Origin of the sequence: Geobacillus sp. GHH01 (assembly GCF_000336445.1) — a bacterium.
GTDB lineage: Bacteria > Bacillota > Bacilli > Bacillales > Anoxybacillaceae > Geobacillus > Geobacillus zalihae.
The window spans coordinates 1,688,844-1,705,908 of the sequence record NC_020210.1 but is presented as its reverse complement, the minus strand read 5'-3'; the positions used below and the strand labels follow the sequence as shown (position 1 = coordinate 1,705,908).

Below are 17,065 nucleotides of genomic sequence, written 5' to 3'. Positions count from 1 at the left end.
AGTTATTTTTTAATATAAAGACGATGGCTTGTTTCATGAAAAACGCCGCTAGCTGAAAAAGGCAAACGCCGCACTAAGAACATCGTTGACGATTCAATTGACGCTAAAAGATGCCGCTCTCCGCCCGGCGTTAGCCGTGCTTGATCCGGAGCTGACGTTTACGATGCGGAAGCCAGTGACTGCAGCAACGGGGGTGGATGCCTTGCGTCAGAAATAGCTTGATCATACGCTATTTTCTTATGAAAGTACCGCTCAACGGACAACCACTGCCTGCCGGAAAGAATATACGATGCCCTGGTATAATCGTAATAAGTATAAAAACATTTCAACCACTTACATGATATATAGTCAAAAACCGGTCATTCATCTCCTCATGAAAATGAGGGGGATTCTGACCGGTTTCTCCTAAAGCGGACACCGTTAAGAAGGGAAATAGAGCTCTACAGCCCGATGCTGGCCATAAAACCGATAACGCCTCGGGAAATCGTGTACGATCTCATAGCTTGGGTAGTCATCCAACCGAATGGACCAGCGAATGCGCCCATCTTTGATGAAAGATAGCAGACCGTCTGATCGTTCGATGCCATCAAAGAAAAACCCGTCACGCGCCACCAGCTCGTCTTCTTCATAGAAGTTGACGACAACTTGGCGATGGCGGTATTCCGTCAGCAAAGAAAGCAAGTCACCCACGTTTTCTCTCTCCCTTACACGTGATTAGATCGGCCAAAATAGATGAAGGAGAAACAAACCGGCAAACAGCAAGGCAGAGACAAGATGAAACGTTCTTCTCCACCCTGACGCTTTTTGCCGCCGAAGGACACCTGCAAACAAGGTGATGGCCAACATCGCGAGGCTTGCATAACCGGTCACCAGTTTCCCATGGCCAAAACCGATCACCGCTCCGAGTTTCCATGCCATCACCACTCCGTGAAAGACAATCAAACTCGTTCCGACAACCGCGAGCGGGATGTGGGCTTTCATCATGCTTCTTGCTATCCGCGCTAACGTGACTTTGACCTTCCGGATTTTTGTTTTGCGGATGACAAGGAAGATAAAATACATATTGACATTGACCAAAAACAGCAGCACCGCCACTTGTGCCAGCCATTTTCCTGCCAGCACCGCAGCTGAGTCGTTCGGGCGAAACAGCCAGATATAAACCGCCGTGCCGATCACCAACAGCGCATTAATGATCATCCAAACATAGTGGGCCATACATCCTCCATGGTTGTTCCGTTTACCATCCATTTTACCCCAAAAAACCATCCCGTCGGAGTGAGGATCATCACACCACAAACGCAGGGGCACTTCCAATACCTAGGTGCTTCCCCTCATTGACGGAAAGCCGTAGGCCGACTTTTTCACTCAACCAAAGCCAATCGGTTCATCCCATGTCGAAGAGAGCGACGCTCTGCCTGAGATGAACCGATGGCTACTTTGTCACCAGGGCTCGATTGTCCATAACCGTTTGTCTCTAAATGGTGCCGCGGCATCTAAACTCGACGGCGGGCATCGTCTTTCGCTTGTTATAACACTAGATATACCCCGATTCCCGCCGCTAGCACAAGGGACAACCCGGCATAAATCAACACTAGGCGGGTGAGATTGCCTTTGGTTGCTGATGTGTACTGTTCGTCCCCCCGCCCCGACAGCGCGAGCGTGCCGATGAGGCCTGCAAGCATCACGACAGCCGCGGCAATCATTGAGATCGTCAACGTTCTTCCCCCTCTTTCGTTTGCCTGTCGGATGAAAGCGGCTCAACACCTATCTGCAAGGCACGGGCGCCAAACTTCGCCTGCAGCTGTTCAACCGTTTTCCAAAGCGCTTCCAATTTCGCGTCCTCTTCATAGTGAAACAAATCGAGCTGCTTTCCTTCTTCCCGCTCATCAAACACATGAAGCGCAGCAACGCCAAGAAGCCGCACTGGACGACCATCCCAATGCTTTTGGAACAACCGTACAGCATAGGAAAAGATGTCTTCCGCATCCCATAACGGATCCATTCCGGTTTGGCTACGAGTGATGGTTTGAAAATCGTAGTAGCGAATGGTCAGTTGAACGGTCCGCGAGACAACCCGCTTTTCGTTCATCCTTGCACTGACAGACTCAGCCAACTGGCGCAAGACAACGAGCAAGTTCTGTTCCTCATCCATATCGTACGGCAACGTTGTTGAGTGTCCGATCGATTTTCTCTTTTCCGCCGCCACTGGATCAACCGGACGCAGGTCGATGCCGTTCGCTTTCTCTTGAAGGCGCAAACCATAGATGCCAAACGTCTGACGAAGACGCTCGCGGTCAGCTTTGGCAAGATCGCCGATCGTATGGAGGCCAAGCGCATGCAGCTTCTTCGCTGTTTTGTCGCCGACGCCATGCATGTGTTCGACCGGAAGCGGCCATAGCACGCGCGGGACATCGCGTTTGCGCAGCACGGTGATGCCAAGCGGCTTTTTCATGTCGCTTGCCATTTTCGCCAAAAACTTATTCGGGGCGATGCCAATACTCACCGGAATCGACAACCGCTCAAGCAGTTCTTGTTGGATATGGTGCGCCAAAGCGAGCGGGTGAACCGTTGGCGTCCGCCCGGTCATGTCCAAATAGCCTTCATCAATGGAGGCGCGCTCCAATACGGGCGAGAAACGCTGTAAGCATTGAAACAAGCGACGGCTTACTTCGCGGTATAACGCGAAATCCGGCGGCCGCACGACGAGCGATGGACAGCGTTTTTTCGCTTCCCAAAGCGGCATCGTCGTATAGATGCCAAACTGTTGTTTCGCTACATAGCTGGCCGCCAGCACAATTCCTTTCCGCTCTTTCGGGTCTCCTGCCACAACGACCGGTTTTTTCTGAAGCGATGGATCACGGACGATCTCACAGCTAGCGAAAAACGAATTGGCGTCTACATGAAAAATGATCCGCCCATGCGATTCGCGCTCCGTTTGCATCTTTCTTCCCTTCTTTTCTTTCGTTGTTTCCTATTTTAGCAGATCATTTGTTCGTTGAGAACAACTCAGGTCGCTTTCAAGGCGGCAAAAGCGATTTGTTTGCGGGGCGGAAACCGTTCCGCCGCTTCGCTTTCGCCTGTTGCAGGCTCGCTCTTCCATGTACTCCAGCCCATATACAGCCAAAAAAGAATGCCAGCCCCCATCACGGCTGTTCTCAGCCAAGCGGAACCAAGCCAAACGAGCGAGACGCCCAAAATGGCGAGGAAAATCAACAACGTATCACACAACGACGCCGTCAGCACCGCCGGCAAGGCATGCCGCCAACGCCGCTGGACTGCTCCTTGGGTCAAAATGAACACGTTTTGCATCCCCAATGGCAAAATGAGTCCAAACGCAAGGATAAGCCCGTGAAGAAAGGCCTTCATCATGTTTGGTCCCCCTTTTCCCCTTGCAGCCAGCGATAGATCGAAGCGGCATCTTCTTCATCCACATCCACGACACGGGAGCGGGTGCCGACCGGCATGACGGAAGCCGAGATCGTCACCAACTGTTTTTTTCTTTGCCACCATGTCGTTGCGATTTCCAACGATTGGACGTGACGCTTTAACAAATGCGCGGTCGTTCGCCGAAACCAGCCGTTGCGGAGCGACAGCTGCTTCGAGGAAAGCGCCCAGCCGGCCGCTTGATAGCGCCGCGCCCCGATCCACAGAGCAAGCGGCAACACAAACAAAAGCCCTGCTCCCCATGGACGCTCCATATACGCGGCAACTCCAACCGGAATCGTCAACCAATAAAGCGGGCGAAGCATATATCGACTTTTTGCACGCTGAGGAAGCGGACAAAATGGCACATCGAGGCGATACTCGGGCAAACAAGCCTGAACAATGGGGACGATGCGATGCTTTTTGACCAGCGGGCAAAGAACGACTTCCCCTGACGGTCCGCCATCGAGCGCTCCGCCGGCATGAATAATGGATACAGAGGCGTATCCGAAAAAACGGCGCAGCCAATTCTCATGAATCACGATGCCTTGGACGCGGGCAACTGGGACGGACACCGCTTTTCGTTCCAACCATCCGCGAGCAATCACAATCGTGTCTTCTTGTTTCCGCACGACAAACGAAGCGTACCGGATCATATTTTGCACGATGGCCACTCCATAGGCGGCCAAGAGAATCGACAAGATCAATAGAGCAATATACCATCGTCCATGTCCGTTCCATGTCGACTGAATATCACGGACAAGCGCCTCATACGGAATGAAGTCGCTAAATTGCGACAAAAACGCACATAAAGCGGCGACCACGCCAAGCGCCCCACCGCTTGTCAACGAAGCGACCCATACTTCTTTCATCGATAAGGTAAACAGAACAGGATGTGGGCGGTTCGCGAGTGGCTCCGGATGGGAAGCGTTTTCCGCCTTGTGTTTCGCCTGTTCCACGCATCGTTGCAGGCGGCGGGCTTCTTCCCTTGATATGGCCCGAAGCGTCACTTCTGCTTCACCGAGGGCATCGCCCGCCGTCTCAATATGCACTTGGACGACCCCCGCCATCCGCTGCCAGATTCCCTCTGTCACCGAAATCCCATGAATGCGCTCCAACGGAATGGAACGTTTTTTGCGAACAAACACCCCTTCTTCAACGACCAAGCAAGTGTCATCCCACTCATATGTAAAACGAAGCCAAGAAAGAACGCCCATGACCAGCGTGTAAATGAGGGCGGCCAACGGCACAAGAATATCGGTCCATGAAAACCCATGGCGACTGCCGGCTGCCATGATGACTAGAAGAGGAACGACCATATTTTTTAATTCTTTTCCTAGCCCGGCCATAATGGCAATCGGATGGAGGCGGCGTCTTGCTTTACGCGTCATTGTCATCCGCCACCTTCGCCCACTCCGCAATCAAGCAGCAAAGCCGTTCTGCTTCTTCCATCGGAAGAGCGGGAATTTCATGAGCGGCCGCCGCCGTGAACACCGCAATGGAAGCCAACCCGTACCGCTTGAGAAGCGGACCTTGCCGCACATCGACATACTGAACGCGAGCCATCGGGATCAAAGTCCGTCTCGTAGACCAGACTCCTCGCTGAATGTCAATCTCTTCTTCACGAATGTCATAGCGCCAACGTCTTTGGCGCAACGGCGGGAGCCAGACGACCCATACAATGGCTTGCACCATCCAAACGCCGGCCAACACTATCAATAGCCAAGGAGGAGCATGGAACTGCGAGAGCAGCCATATGATTCCCCCGATCGCCACACCGGAAGCCAATGCCACAAGCGCCCCCGTGAGACGCCACACGGTGACCGCTTTTGATGAAATGGGTTTGCCTCTATGAGGAAGCATTCTCTTAATCTCCTTTTTGCACATCATTTCTGTTTCCAGTATAACAAAACATTTCCATGTTGGCGATGCCTTTTTTCGACAATCGTTGACAGAACAACTGAACTATTATATTCTGAAATTATCTTTTTTGCTTAACCGCATAAAAGCAAAAAAGCACATCTATGAATCAACATTAGAGCAGAAAGGTTGTTGTCAACATGGAACAATCCCGTCCTCAGCTGCAAAAAGGACTATTGCCCCGCCACGTTCAGCTGATCGCGTTAGGAGGGATGATCGGCACCGGCATTTTTAAAGGAAGCGCCGAGGCCATTCATATCGCCGGACCAAGCGTCGTGCTCACGTACTTGATCGGCGGCGTGCTGTTGTTTTGGATTATGGCTGCACTGGCCGAGATGGCGATCGCGTATCCGGGTTCGAACGTTCAACATTTGATCCGCCGGGCGTTTGGCTTTCGCCTGTCATGGATCGTCGGCTGGCTGTATTGGATCAATTGGACGTTGGTCACTGTTGTCGAACTGCTGGCTGCCGGCAGTTTCCTGAGCTATTGGTTTCCGTCTGCGCCGTTATGGCTGCTTGCCCTCCTGTGCGCGTGTCTGATCATGGGGTTGAATCTTTTCCCTGTGAAGTATTACGGGGAAGCGGAATTTTGGCTGGCCGGCCTGAAAGTGGCGGCGCTAGTGGTGTTTATCGTGCTCGGGGCGGGCGTATGGGCTGGCGTGATCCCAAGCGGCATAAGCGGCTCGTTTCCGTCTGCCGGCGACGGCGGATGGTTTCCGCACGGGTTTGCCGGAACGCTCAGCGCCTTGCTTATCGTGATGTTTTCCTATGGCGGAGCGGAGCTGATCGGGGTGGCGGTGACGGAGATGAAAGACGCCGAGCAGGTGCTGCCGCGCGTCATTCGCACCACAATCTGGCGGGTTGTCGGCTTTTATCTTTTGCCAATGGCCATCATTTGCGGCATTATGCCATGGAACACCGTTTCGGAAACGAACAGCCCCTTTGTCCAAGTGTTGGAAGCGATCGGGTTGCCCGGCGCGGCCCATGTCATGAACGCGGTGTTGCTCATTGCCGTCTTATCGGCGGCCAATACAGGCGTCTATGCGACTTCTCGGTTGCTGTACACCATGGCTGAACAAGGAGAAGCAAGCCGCCGCTTGCAGCGGACGACGAAACACGGGGTTCCGCTGTACGGGATGGGCATGGTCGCCATCTGCATCGCCGCTGGCGTGATCGGCGCCTACTTGGCGCCCGGGCGGATCATCGGGGAATTGATGACGATTCCTGGGTTTACCGTGCTCATCGTTTGGATGATGATCGGCGCCGCTCAGCTGAAGCTGCGGCCGCACTACAAAACGAAGCCGTTTTTCCGAACGAAAGGGTTTCCGTACACAACGATGGCGGCGGTCGGGGCGCTCGGGGCGATTTGGCTTGGCTTTTTGCTTCAAAGAGAGCATCGAATCGGTTCGCTTCTCTGCGTGGCCGTCTTGGTTCTCTTATTCATCTATTCCACTGTCAAAGAAAAGCAGCATCAAGCAACAAAAGCGCCCGGGCGAACGGCGTAACCAAACCGCCTCTTTTCGCTCGGGCGACAGCTAGAGACGGGCGTCCTTTCATCATAGACGGCGCCCGTCTTCCTTTTTTCGTGTCCAACCGTTCCCACGATATTCGTCCCATGCCCGCCAGGCCATGGTCGCCATGCCGAGCGCGAGAATCAGCGCCTGTCCGTCCATCCGGTGTTCCGTCCATAAGTGATGCCCTGCCGCTCCGATGCCGTAAAGCACCCAAACTACTGAAAACCACATAACTCCCAACCAAAATCTCCGCATCGTTTCTCCCTTTCTTTCTCCCGTTTTCCCGATCGCTCCGTAAGACTCAGGCGAAGCCGCCTATATTGTCTATTTTTTGAAAAAATAGGGGATTTTCGTATAATTATACCACAATTTTCACTAATGAGCCGAAAAAAACAAGCCATTCCCCTATGCTCCAAGGGAAATGGCTGCGCGTTTTGCGGAAACACCGATGATGATTCGTTAGTTGGCCGGCGACAGCTCGTCTTCGGTCACCCATTTGTGGTTGGTCACTTTTTGACCAGTTTCCGTATCGATGTAATCGACCATATACACCGTCGTTTGTTTCGCCGAATCAATGACTGCTTTGGCCCCTTTCATCCCTTCCATGTGATCGGCATTCAAGACGACTTCATCGCCCGGCTGGAACGGTTTGTCTCCGGCGTTTTCGATTTCTTCGTGAATGACCCATTTATGGTTTTTCACTGGGTCCCCGCCTGTAGTTGGGGTGTATGTGACCGTATAGACGATCGTGTCAAAGGCACCGGTGACAGTCGCCTTGGCTCCATCCATTCCCGGCATATGGTCGGCATGGATGATGACTTGGCTTCCAACCGGATACTTTGGTTGTTTCGCCTCCTTCAATCCGGCCGGCACCTCTTTGGAGCCCGAGTGATTCATTCCTTCATGCCCGGTGTGAGAAGCTGTATGTTCCTTTGGCGCTTTGTTGTCGTTGGCACCGGTGCAGGCCGATAACAAGAGCGCTGCCATAACTGAAGTTGTTCCCAATAACATTTTCCAGTTTTTCATCGTTTTCACCCTCCTTGCCTTGTTAGCATACCGGACATTTGTGCAGATTTTGTGGAGATGGCCTTGGATTTGCCGCTAAAGGCCGTATGGCGCCTAGGCTGACTGTCCTTTTGGGCGGGGGCTGTTTCACCCCGCTGCTTTTTGCCCTATCTTTCGCCAGACGAACCACAAAAGAACGATCGATGCAACAGCGAGCATCAGTTTGCCCGCCCAGGCGGCCTCGAGGAATTGATGGACGGCATACGCTTCCATCCATAAAGCCGGGAGCTTGCCGAGCGAGCTAGCCGTTGCAAACACAGAAAGAGACGTGCGGCCGATGGCAGCAACGAACGTCACCGCCCCGGATGGCACAAACGGCAACAGTCGAAGCGCGAAAATAAGCCCAAACGCCTCCTTGCCACTTGCATGAAGCAACGGCTTCACCTTGGGATGGGAAAGCCATGTCGTCTCGCTCCATCGGCGAAGTCCTTTTCGATACAAGACAAACGAGACGACCGCTCCGATCGCCTCGCCGGCAAACGACACCCAAAAGCCGGGCCAAAATCCGAAAACGGTCAAATTGGCGGCAGTTAAAAAGGCGCTTGGGACGACTCCGAGCACGCTGATCACCACATTGCAGGCTAGACTCAAGAAGTACGCCGCTCCGCCGTATGCTTGAAGGAACTCAATCATCCGTTCTTCCATTTGACCCAAACGCCTCTCTTTCCGAAAATGGTTATGACTTGCGCCCTTCCCATTTGTAGCCGACGCCCCAGACCGTCTGCAAATATTCGTCCACTGGGAACCCCGCTTTCCGCAATTTTTCGCGGATGTTTTTCATGTGGGAGTCAACGGTCCTCTCTTCCGTATCAGCGAGATAGCCCCATAGCGATGCGATGATTTGCCCGCGGCTGAACACCTGATTCGGGTGCTTTAACAGCAGCCCCAAAATGGCAAATTCTTTCGGCGTCAACGCAATCGGCTTATCTTCGTAGCGGACCGTATGTTCCTCTTCGTCCCATACAAGCCCGGCCGCGCGAATGGCGGAACGACCGCCAGCTGTACGGCGCAGCACCGCTTCAATGCGAGCAAGCAGTTCCGCCTCGTCAAACGGTTTCGTCACATAATCGTCCGCTCCGATTTTCAATCCTTGGACAATATCCGCCGTCTCGTCGCGGGCGGTGACCATCATAATCGGAACATCAGAAAACGAGCGGATGCGGCGGCACGTTTCCCATCCGTCGAGTTCTGGCATCATCACATCGAGCAGCACCAAATCGACGTGATGACGCCGCAAATAATCAATAGCTTCCGCACCGGAACGCCGTTTCACGCAGCGGTAGCCGTTCGGCGCTAAATACAATTCCAATAAATCAAGCATCCGTTCTTCATCATCGACCAACAACAACGTATACATCGTCATCCCTCCGGCAGCGTAATGAGGATAGTCGTTCCTTTTCCTTGTTCGCTTCGAGCGGCGATCGTTCCCCCGTGCGCCTCGACGATTTCTTTGGCAATGGCCAAGCCGAGTCCGGTCCCGCCGCTTGTCCGCGATCGCGATTTATCAACCCGGTAAAACCGCTCGAAAATCCGGGGCACGTCTTCCGGCGGAATGCCGATTCCTTGATTGGACACGGTAATGACGATTCCCTGCTTTTGCGAGTGAACAGCGACGGCCACCGTCGTGCCGGAAAACGCGTACTTTCGTGCATTATCCAGCACATTGACCATCACTTGCTCGAACCGCTGCCGATCGATCGCCGCTGTGACCGAACCGGGGCACTGACACACAAGCGACAGCGATTTTTCCTGAAACGCGGGGCGCAGTTTTTCACACAATTTCGCCAAAAACGAACAAAGATTTGTTGGCTGCTTTTCAATCTGGAACGAGTGTTGCTCCAGTTTAGCTAATTCAAACAAATCTTTGACCATCTTTTCGATCTTTTCCGCTTCTTCGTAAATGATCGCCATATAGTTCGCCCGTTGCTCCTCAGACAGATGCGGACGCCTAGCAATGTCGGCGTATCCTTTCACATACGTCAGCGGCGTGCGCAATTCATGAGAGATGCTCGCTAAAAATTCGCTCCGCTCTTGTTTCAAATACGCCAAATCGTTGGCCAGCGTTTGAATCGCTCTCCCGAGTTGCGCCAGCTCGTCGTTGCCTTTCATCTCGAGGCGGACGGAAAAATCCCCCCGGCTGAGCGCCTCGGTCGCCTGTTTCATGCGAAGGAGCGGCATCGTGATGGCGCGGGAGAAAAAGGCGATGGTCAACACGGTGATCGCCACCGACAGCACGCCAACGACGATAAAATGATGCTTCAGTTTATACACCATCGTCCGGATCGAGCGGGTGTCTTGAAACATATACACATATCCCCTTGTTTCACCCCTGATTTGAATCGGGCTGACGGCAGCGATATGCGACGCCCGCTTCCAGTCGGTTTCGACCATCATTCCCCGGCGGGGAATATGGCGGCCGTTCGTTAAAGGAATGATGCGCTTGGCAAACGGAACAATGCCGCTAGACGCCGATACAATCCGGCGCCGGGCGTCAGTGATGGCGACATCGGTTTCCGCCTCCGATTCCATCATCACGACATGCGCCAATGTCGTTCGATCGTTATTTTTCTCCAAGACGTTGCGGTGGCTGTTTCCCCGCGCTATAAGTTGCGCGAATTCTTCCTCAATGCGCGCATGGACGAGCGTAGCGTAGAGGGAAACGAACAGCGCCATTTCAATGGCCAAGACAAAGGCAAAAAACAGCATGCCGAGTTTCCATGACAGTTTTCTCACAGAATTCCTCTCCTCATTCATCCAGCCCGAATGTCATTTCAATTTTACTATTTTATTTGGCAAATGTGCAGAAAGTGTGGAGATGCGGCTTTGCGCCGCGCCAAGGCGTTTTGTCCTGTCAAGGAGACAACCCTTGGCGGATGCTTCTTTCCCATTCTTCCATTATACTAAGAAACAGACTGTACTCATTTGGAGACGACAGAAAGGAGTTTGTTTATGAAATCGCTCGTGTTAGCGGAAAAGCCGAGCGTCGCCCGCGACATTGCCCGCGTGCTCGGCTGCAAAGAAACGCATCAATCGTATATGGAAGGACCGCGCTACATCGTCACCTGGGCGCTCGGCCATTTAGTTGAGCTGAAGATGCCGGAAGACTACGACCGGAAATACGAAACATGGCGGCTGGAGGACTTGCCGATCATCCCAAAGAAAATGGGCTTGAAAGTCATCCGGCAAACGAGCCACCAGTTTCGCGCCATTGAACGGTTGGCGAAACGACCGGATGTGAAAGATGTCATCATCGCGACCGACGCGGGCCGCGAGGGGGAACTGGTGGCGCGCTGGATTTTAGAGATGATCGGTTGGACGAAGCCGATTTGGCGGCTATGGATCTCCTCGCAAACCGACCGCGCCATCCGCGACGGCTTCCGCCAACTCAAGCCCGGGGCGCAGTTTGACCGGCTGTATCAATCGGCCGTCTGCCGCGCCGAAGCCGACTGGCTGATCGGGTTAAACGTCTCGCGCGCCTTGACGACCAAATACAACGATCCGCTTTCCGCCGGGCGCGTGCAGACGCCAACGCTCGCGATGATCATCGAGCGCGAACGCGAGATCCAATCGTTCGTTCCCGTGCCATATTGGACGATTCGGGCCAAGATCGGTTCCATCACGGCCGTATGGGAGCGGCATGGAGGACATCGTCTGTTTGACCAAGACGAAGCGAAGCAGCTGCTCGCCCGCCTTGACGGTCAGCCGGCGCGCGTCGTGTCCGTCAAGCGGAAACGAAAAAGCGAGCCCGCCCCGCTGCCGTATGATTTAACCGAGCTGCAGCGGGACGCGAACAAGCGGTTTGGCTTTTCGGCGAAAAAGACGCTCTCGGTGTTGCAGCGGCTGTATGAACAACACAAACTCGTCACGTACCCGCGCACCGATTCGCGTTATTTGCCAAGCGATATGGAAGCGACGATGACCGAGCGGTTGTTGGCGATGAAATCCGGTTATGAGGACGTCATCGCTCCGCTCCTTGCCAAAGGCAAAGCCAAAGCAGCCAAGCGGGTATTTAACGATGACAAAGTGACCGATCATCACGCCATCGTTCCAACGGATGAGCGGCTCAACCTTAGCAGGCTGTCGACTGATGAGCGCAAGCTGTATGATCTCATCGCCCGTCGCTTTTTGGCGCTGTTTTTCCCGCCGTATGAATCCGAAACAACGACAGCTGTCTTTGACATCGGCGGCGAAATGTTTGTCGCCAAGGAGACGGCGGTTGTCAACGCCGGATTTCAAGCCGTTCTCAGCAAAGAAGACAACAAGGCCCAACCAACGTTGTTGCATCTCGCGGAAGGCCAGACGCTCCCATCAGTGCAACTTGAGCTGGAACAATCGTTCACGGAACCGCCTGCCCGTTATTCGGAAGCTGACTTGCTCGCGCAAATGGAGAAATACGGGCTCGGCACGCCGGCGACAAGAGCGGACATCATCGAACGGCTGGTTGAAACCGAAGTGGTCGAGCGAAAAGACGGACGGTTTTATCCGACAAAAAAAGGGAAACAGCTGATTGAGCTCGTCAATGAAGAGCTGAAATCGCCGGAATTGACCGCCCGCTGGGAGCGGGAGCTGGAGGCGATCGCCCGCGGGAAAGGAAATCCACAACAATTTTTGGCCAACATCCGCCGGCAAACGCAGCAGCTCGTTGCCGAAATTAAGCAAAGCGAGCAGGTATACAAAGCGCCAAACCTCACGAATCTGACGTGTCCAGAATGCGGCGCGCTTTTAAAAGAGCGGAAAACGAAAGACGGACGGATGCTTGTCTGCTCGAACTTACAATGCCGCTACCGCCGCCGGCGCGACCCGAAACTGTCGAACCGCCGCTGTCCGCAATGCCACCGGCGCATGGAAATGCATGAAGGAAAGGCAGGACTTTATTTCCAATGCCGCCCGTGCAATATTGTCGAAAAAGCGGACGAGACCAAACGCATCGCCGCCAAAGGCAGCGAACGGGCGCTTCTCAAAAAATACAGCGCGTCGAACGAATCGTTTGGAGTCAGTTTAGGAGAGCTGCTCAAGCAGGCATTGAGCCAAAAAGAGGAATGAGACTACTGCACGGCGCTGGGGGCTCATGCCCCTGGCGGTTTCTTTTTCATCTTTGAATCTGAAACCTCCCTCTCATTGCCTCGTATATATAGATAAATCTATCGCAAAGGAGCGATCACGATGTTGAAAAAATGGCTAAAATCCCTTTTCGGCCATCCCCATCATCCGTCGCACTACCATAAACATTACAGCAGCAGCGACCACCATTATTACAACCCGACGTATCACTCGCATCACCACCCGTCCCAGTATGGGCACCATCACTACAAAAAGAAACATCATAGCGGCAGCTTCTTCTCAAGCTTTTTCGGCAGCTGATGAAACGGTTTTTTGAACGCCATCCGTTCGTCTCCCGCTGGGTTGATCGGCCGCATCGGGGCGGGAAGGTGCTTTTGGGCCGCTATGAAATCATCGAAGAGCTTGGGATGGGAAGCTACGGCATCGCCTATAAAGGGCGCGACCTCCATACCAAGCGGTTTGTCGTCGTCAAGCAGGCGCGGCGGACAAAAGGAGAAGACGGCCGCCGCTTGCTTCAGCGCGAAGCGGATCTGCTTGCCCGTTTGCGCCACCCGCAAATTCCGAGGCTGTATGATCGGTTTGTGGAGCGCGGACAGCCGCATCTCGTGATGGAGTACATCGAAGGAGAAACCGTGGAAGACTTGATCTTCAAACGGGGAGTCACGTATACGGAACAGGCAGCGTTCCAGCTGCTGCGCGACGTGTTGATGGTCGTGTGCCACCTGCATACTTTGGGGATTGTCCACCGCGATTTGCGCATCCCGAACATCATCTGGCGCAATGGAACGGTGTTTGTCATCGACTTCGGCTTGGCCTGCCGCATCGGGGAATCGGTGGATGTGCGCGATGACGATCCAGTGGAAAAGCGACTGCGGCGCGAACCGCATCCACGAAGCGATTTCTATGCCCTTGGACACTTTACCTTATTTTTATTGTACTCGTCTTATGAACCGACAAGCGATGAGGAAAAAAGCTGGGAAGAAGAGCTTGCATTGTCGCCGCACGCCTGTCGGATATTGAGAAGAATGCTGCAGCTGGAGAGGCCATATGAAACGGCCGACCAACTGATGATCGATATCAGCCGGCTGCTTGACGGCCACCAACCGCTCTCCTCTGTCGTTCCAAAAGCGAAATAATCAAAAGGTGTCCCGCATCAATCAGGACACCTTTTCCATTCATTCGTCCATTGGCCGTACTGCCCGTTACTTTCCCTTGAACACCGGCTCCCGTTTTTCCTGAAACGCCGCCACGCCTTCCCGGTGGTCAGCTGTTTCCACCATCAGCCCCTGAACGAGCCGCTCTTCTTCGAGTATCTCCTCAAGGGAAGCGGTCATGGCATGGGTGATGAGCCGTTTTTGATGGCCGATCGCCTTCGTCGGTCCTTGGGCGAGCTTGACCGCGATCGTTTCGGCCGCCTCACGCAGTGTTTCCGCCGGAACGACGTCGCTTAAGACGCCAAGTTCATGCAAACGGCGGGCCGAAATGGGCTCAGCGGTAAAGAACAGTTGTTTGGCCAAATGTGGGCCGACAAGCCGCGGCAGCCAATACGATCCGCCGCCATCAGACACCAGCCCGACTTTGGCAAAGCTTAAAATGAATTGAGTGTCATCCGCCGCAATGATGAAATCGCAGGCCAGCGCGAGGTTAAACCCCGCCCCGGCGGCAAATCCGTGCACGGCGGCGATGATCGGTTTTTCGCATCGCTGCATGGCCAGAATAAGACGATTGAGTCGGCCGATATGATCGTAGGCTTGCTGGGCGTTGGACTGTCCCATCGTTTTCACATCCCCGCCGGCGCAAAACGCTCTCCCAGCGCCGGATAAGACGATGGCCCGCACACCGTCATCCACAGCGGCGCGTTCGATCTCTTCTGTTAATCCGGCCACCATATCGGGGCTGAACGCGTTAAGCCGCTCTGGGCGGTTCAATGTCAGCCATAACACTGAATGGGATCGTTCAACAAGCAAATGCGGAGATTCCGCCATGTTCCTTCTCCCCTTTCCACGTTTTCATTAACACCGCAAAACCGGCAAGGCTATGTAATCAGCCACCCTCCATCGACAAGCACATCAGAGCCAGTCATATACGACGCTTCCGCCGAGGCAAGAAAGGCGATGACATTGGCAATTTCCTCCGGCGCCCCCACCCGCCTTAAGGCGGTGTTGCGTTCGATGGCTTTCACAAACCGTTCGTTTTGCAGTCCGCGCTCGGTAAGCGGCGTCTCGACAAAGCCAGGTGAGACAGAGTTGACTCGAATGCCGTACGGAGCCAGCTCCAAGGCGAGCGATTTCGTCAAACTGATCACTCCCGCTTTCGCCGCACTGTAGTGCGGAATGTGCGCTCCAGCCTGATAACCCGACAGCGAGGCGACGTTGACGACCGCCCGGTTGGCGCGCTCTCGCTTTGCTCCCTCAATCATCAGGGGAGCGAGCGTTTGGGAAACAAGAAACACGCTTTTCATGTTCACTTGTTGCACGTCGTCCCATTCCTGTTCGGTCAGCTCAAGCCATTTCGTATGGGTCGAAATGCCGGCATTGTTGACCAGCACATGCAGATCGCCATGCTGGCGGCGCACATAGTCGGCCAGTCCTTTCACTTGCTCCCGGTTGGTGACATCCGCGACAAACACCTCTGCCTTTCCGGCTCCTTCCATCCGTTCGATCGTTTGAGCGGTTGTTTCGAGTTTCGCCGCCGTGCGGCCGACAAGAATGACCGTCGCCCCTTCCTGCGCCAGCCGAATGGCCGTCGCTCGGCCGATGCCGCTGCCCCCGCCGGTGACAACTGCCACTGCATTGGAAAAGCGCATCGCGTCCCCTCCCTCTTTGTTTTTGTTTTTATCACATCAAGCAAGCTAAAACGTCAGTCCGCCGCCGTCGACCGACAACGTTGCCCCGGTGATAAACGATGCCTCGTCGGACACCAAAAACAACACCGCATTCGCTACTTCCTCCGGCGTGCCGATGCGGCCGAGGGCGTTCGCTTTCGAGATGATCGGCCACTTGCGCGCGTCTTGTTTCCATGGCGTGATGATGTTCGTATCAATGACGCCCGGCGCGATGGCGTTGACGCGAATATTGAACTTGCCGTATTCAAGCGCCGCATTTTTCGTTAACAAAATGACTCCGGCTTTCGAAGCGTTGTACGCCGACTCGTATTTTTTTCCTTTAATCCCAAGCAAGCTCGATGTATTGACAATCGCACCGCCACCGGATTCCTTCAACGCTGGCACGGCATATTTGATGCCTAAAAACACTCCTTTTAAGTTGACATCGATGACCCGGTCCCACTCTTCCTCGGACAAGTCGGTGCTCCGCACTTCCGAATGGCCGATGCCGGCATTGTTAAAGAGAATATGCAGGCCGCCGAACGCCTCCACGGCCGTTTGCACGAGCTGCTTTACTTGCCCCGAGTCGGAAACATCGGCCTTGACAAAAATCGCCTCACCTCCTTTTTCCCGAATCCGCCGAACCGTTTCTTCCCCTCCTGCCTCATCGATGTCGCTTACCGCCACTTTTGCGCCTTCCTCTGCAAACCGCACCGCTGTCGCTCGGCCGATGCCGCTGCCCCCGCCGGTGACAATCGCAGATTTTCCGTTCAGCCTCACGTTCTCCCGCCTTTCCTTTTCTTCCGGATGAATCCGTTTTCAAAACACTGTATACCAACCGGTTGGTATGTCATTACTTTTATTATACAATGTATTTCGAATATTTGAAACATTTTTATTGACTTGATCAAGAAGTTTCTCCTGTTGCGGCGGAAGGGAAAGGAGGCTTTTTCCATTTGTATCGCCTCTCCAAACGGCCATACTGAGAATACGGAGGTGTTTGTTCATGAGAGAACCTTGGGAAGAACGCAGCGCCGCTTCCAACCTGCCGCGCTATACCCCGGGAATCGGCGTTCCCGATGAAATGAGTCCGATTCGCGATATCGCCCACGGCTTTGAAAACGGACGGCCGCCGGTCATTGAAATCACGCCCGCTGACGGCCGCCAACAAGTGGACGATATCGATTTTCCGCCCGTTGACCGGGCGTTTTGAAACGTCGAGCCACAAAAGAGGATGTCACGCTGTTTGGCGGACATC

General features: G+C 54.0%; 20 protein-coding genes and 1 pseudogene. 6 read left to right on the top strand and 15 right to left on the bottom strand.

Annotated features, from left to right (window positions below; genetic code table 11):
• Positions 1-94: 94 nt before the first annotated feature.
• Positions 95-205: pseudogene (locus tag GHH_RS18905) on the top strand (iron-containing alcohol dehydrogenase); the annotation flags it as partial.
• A 215-nt stretch (positions 206-420) separates the two neighbouring features.
• On the opposite strand, the gene GHH_RS08430 reads toward GHH_RS18905, so the two are convergent.
• The 7 genes from GHH_RS08430 to GHH_RS08400 all read right to left on the bottom strand — a co-directional run bounded on the left by GHH_RS08430 (position 421) and on the right by GHH_RS08400 (position 5,286).
• Positions 421-690 (bottom strand): hypothetical protein, encoded by a 270-nt coding sequence (locus GHH_RS08430; protein WP_014195798.1) that lies wholly within the window; start codon positions 688-690, stop codon positions 421-423.
• 24 nt (positions 691-714) lie between these two features.
• Positions 715-1,215 carry a hypothetical protein gene (locus tag GHH_RS08425; RefSeq protein ID WP_014195797.1) on the bottom strand — a complete coding sequence of 167 codons (501 nt, stop codon included), beginning with the start codon at positions 1,213-1,215 and terminating at the stop codon, positions 715-717.
• 311 nt (positions 1,216-1,526) lie between these two features.
• Entirely contained in the window at positions 1,527-1,715 is a 189-nt protein-coding gene (locus GHH_RS08420) for a hypothetical protein (protein WP_015374813.1), read from the bottom strand.
• Positions 1,712-2,941, bottom strand: a complete 1,230-nt coding sequence (locus tag GHH_RS08415) for a DNA polymerase IV (protein ID WP_015374812.1) — start codon at positions 2,939-2,941, stop codon at positions 1,712-1,714. The genes GHH_RS08420 and GHH_RS08415 overlap by 4 nt, the downstream gene beginning before the upstream one ends.
• Before the next feature lie 65 nt (positions 2,942-3,006).
• Positions 3,007-3,369, bottom strand: a complete 363-nt coding sequence (locus GHH_RS08410; protein ID WP_014195795.1) for a LysE/ArgO family amino acid transporter — start codon at positions 3,367-3,369, stop codon at positions 3,007-3,009.
• Complete coding sequence (locus GHH_RS08405; RefSeq protein ID WP_015374811.1) at positions 3,366-4,814, bottom strand: PH domain-containing protein; 1,449 nt, start codon at positions 4,812-4,814, stop codon at positions 3,366-3,368. Before GHH_RS08405 ends, GHH_RS08410 begins: the two co-directional genes overlap by 4 nt.
• The gene (locus tag GHH_RS08400) at positions 4,804-5,286 is read right to left on the bottom strand and encodes a PH domain-containing protein (protein ID WP_015374810.1); all 483 of its coding nucleotides are present in this window, start codon (positions 5,284-5,286) and stop codon (positions 4,804-4,806) included. Before GHH_RS08400 ends, GHH_RS08405 begins: the two co-directional genes overlap by 11 nt.
• A gap of 197 nt (positions 5,287-5,483) precedes the next feature.
• On the opposite strand from GHH_RS08400, the gene GHH_RS08395 reads away from it, so the two are divergent.
• Complete coding sequence (locus GHH_RS08395; protein WP_015374809.1) at positions 5,484-6,848, top strand: amino acid permease; 1,365 nt, start codon at positions 5,484-5,486, stop codon at positions 6,846-6,848.
• Positions 6,849-6,899: 51 nt separating this feature from the next.
• Here GHH_RS08395 and GHH_RS08390 read toward each other — a convergent pair whose 3' ends face one another.
• The 5 genes from GHH_RS08390 to GHH_RS08370 form a co-directional block, all read right to left on the bottom strand.
• The gene (locus GHH_RS08390) at positions 6,900-7,088 is read right to left on the bottom strand and encodes a hypothetical protein (protein ID WP_231847818.1); all 189 of its coding nucleotides are present in this window, start codon (positions 7,086-7,088) and stop codon (positions 6,900-6,902) included.
• 228 nt (positions 7,089-7,316) lie between these two features.
• Positions 7,317-7,883, bottom strand: coding sequence for a YdhK family protein (locus GHH_RS08385; protein ID WP_011231187.1), 567 nt, complete (start codon positions 7,881-7,883; stop codon positions 7,317-7,319).
• A gap of 126 nt (positions 7,884-8,009) precedes the next feature.
• On the bottom strand, positions 8,010-8,567 hold the full coding sequence (locus GHH_RS08380; protein ID WP_015374808.1) for a TVP38/TMEM64 family protein: 558 nt from the start codon (positions 8,565-8,567) through the stop codon (positions 8,010-8,012).
• A 31-nt stretch (positions 8,568-8,598) separates the two neighbouring features.
• Complete coding sequence (locus GHH_RS08375; protein WP_015374807.1) at positions 8,599-9,279, bottom strand: response regulator transcription factor; 681 nt, start codon at positions 9,277-9,279, stop codon at positions 8,599-8,601.
• A 2-nt stretch (positions 9,280-9,281) separates the two neighbouring features.
• Positions 9,282-10,655 (bottom strand): cell wall metabolism sensor histidine kinase WalK, encoded by a 1,374-nt coding sequence (locus GHH_RS08370; RefSeq protein WP_015374806.1) that lies wholly within the window; start codon positions 10,653-10,655, stop codon positions 9,282-9,284.
• Between the two features lie 216 nt (positions 10,656-10,871).
• Here GHH_RS08370 and GHH_RS08365 point away from each other — a divergent pair, with 216 nt between their 5' ends.
• The 3 genes from GHH_RS08365 to GHH_RS08355 all read left to right on the top strand — a co-directional run bounded on the left by GHH_RS08365 (position 10,872) and on the right by GHH_RS08355 (position 14,119).
• Positions 10,872-12,965, top strand: a complete 2,094-nt coding sequence (locus GHH_RS08365; protein ID WP_015374805.1) for a DNA topoisomerase III — start codon at positions 10,872-10,874, stop codon at positions 12,963-12,965.
• A gap of 120 nt (positions 12,966-13,085) precedes the next feature.
• Complete coding sequence (locus GHH_RS08360) at positions 13,086-13,283, top strand: hypothetical protein (protein WP_011231182.1); 198 nt, start codon at positions 13,086-13,088, stop codon at positions 13,281-13,283.
• A complete protein-coding gene (locus GHH_RS08355; RefSeq protein WP_015374804.1) occupies positions 13,283-14,119 on the top strand; it encodes a serine/threonine-protein kinase in 837 nt (278 codons plus the stop codon). Before GHH_RS08360 ends, GHH_RS08355 begins: the two co-directional genes overlap by 1 nt.
• A 66-nt stretch (positions 14,120-14,185) precedes the next feature.
• On the opposite strand, the gene GHH_RS08350 is transcribed toward GHH_RS08355, so the two are convergent.
• From GHH_RS08350 to GHH_RS08340, 3 genes are read right to left on the bottom strand one after another with little or no spacing between them, the layout of a single operon-like run.
• On the bottom strand, positions 14,186-14,968 hold the full coding sequence (locus GHH_RS08350; protein WP_015374803.1) for an enoyl-CoA hydratase/isomerase family protein: 783 nt from the start codon (positions 14,966-14,968) through the stop codon (positions 14,186-14,188).
• Between the two features lie 50 nt (positions 14,969-15,018).
• The gene (locus tag GHH_RS08345; RefSeq protein WP_015374802.1) at positions 15,019-15,789 is read right to left on the bottom strand and encodes an SDR family NAD(P)-dependent oxidoreductase; all 771 of its coding nucleotides are present in this window, start codon (positions 15,787-15,789) and stop codon (positions 15,019-15,021) included.
• A 45-nt stretch (positions 15,790-15,834) separates the two neighbouring features.
• A complete protein-coding gene (locus tag GHH_RS08340; RefSeq protein WP_015374801.1) occupies positions 15,835-16,587 on the bottom strand; it encodes an SDR family NAD(P)-dependent oxidoreductase in 753 nt (250 codons plus the stop codon).
• A gap of 226 nt (positions 16,588-16,813) precedes the next feature.
• Here GHH_RS08340 and GHH_RS08330 point away from each other — a divergent pair, with 226 nt between their 5' ends.
• A complete protein-coding gene (locus GHH_RS08330; RefSeq protein ID WP_015374800.1) occupies positions 16,814-17,020 on the top strand; it encodes a hypothetical protein in 207 nt (68 codons plus the stop codon).
• The last annotated feature ends 45 nt before the right edge of the window (positions 17,021-17,065 follow it).

Coding starts and splice junctions, on each gene's coding strand:
- GHH_RS08355 (WP_015374804.1), top strand. CDS start 13,283: ATGAAACGGTTTTTTGAACGCCATCCGTTCGTCTCCCGCTGGGTTGAT.
- GHH_RS08405 (WP_015374811.1), bottom strand. CDS start 4,814: ATGACGCGTAAAGCAAGACGCCGCCTCCATCCGATTGCCATTATGGCC.
- GHH_RS08385 (WP_011231187.1), bottom strand. CDS start 7,883: ATGAAAAACTGGAAAATGTTATTGGGAACAACTTCAGTTATGGCAGCG.
- GHH_RS08350 (WP_015374803.1), bottom strand. CDS start 14,968: ATGGCGGAATCTCCGCATTTGCTTGTTGAACGATCCCATTCAGTGTTA.
- GHH_RS08330 (WP_015374800.1), top strand. CDS start 16,814: ATGAGAGAACCTTGGGAAGAACGCAGCGCCGCTTCCAACCTGCCGCGC.
- GHH_RS08360 (WP_011231182.1), top strand. CDS start 13,086: ATGTTGAAAAAATGGCTAAAATCCCTTTTCGGCCATCCCCATCATCCG.
- GHH_RS08345 (WP_015374802.1), bottom strand. CDS start 15,789: ATGCGCTTTTCCAATGCAGTGGCAGTTGTCACCGGCGGGGGCAGCGGC.
- GHH_RS08410 (WP_014195795.1), bottom strand. CDS start 3,369: ATGATGAAGGCCTTTCTTCACGGGCTTATCCTTGCGTTTGGACTCATT.
- GHH_RS08395 (WP_015374809.1), top strand. CDS start 5,484: ATGGAACAATCCCGTCCTCAGCTGCAAAAAGGACTATTGCCCCGCCAC.
- GHH_RS08390 (WP_231847818.1), bottom strand. CDS start 7,088: ATGTGGTTTTCAGTAGTTTGGGTGCTTTACGGCATCGGAGCGGCAGGG.
- GHH_RS08425 (WP_014195797.1), bottom strand. CDS start 1,215: ATGGCCCACTATGTTTGGATGATCATTAATGCGCTGTTGGTGATCGGC.
- GHH_RS08400 (WP_015374810.1), bottom strand. CDS start 5,286: ATGCTTCCTCATAGAGGCAAACCCATTTCATCAAAAGCGGTCACCGTG.
- GHH_RS08375 (WP_015374807.1), bottom strand. CDS start 9,279: ATGTATACGTTGTTGTTGGTCGATGATGAAGAACGGATGCTTGATTTA.
- GHH_RS08415 (WP_015374812.1), bottom strand. CDS start 2,941: ATGCAAACGGAGCGCGAATCGCATGGGCGGATCATTTTTCATGTAGAC.
- GHH_RS08365 (WP_015374805.1), top strand. CDS start 10,872: ATGAAATCGCTCGTGTTAGCGGAAAAGCCGAGCGTCGCCCGCGACATT.
- GHH_RS08380 (WP_015374808.1), bottom strand. CDS start 8,567: ATGGAAGAACGGATGATTGAGTTCCTTCAAGCATACGGCGGAGCGGCG.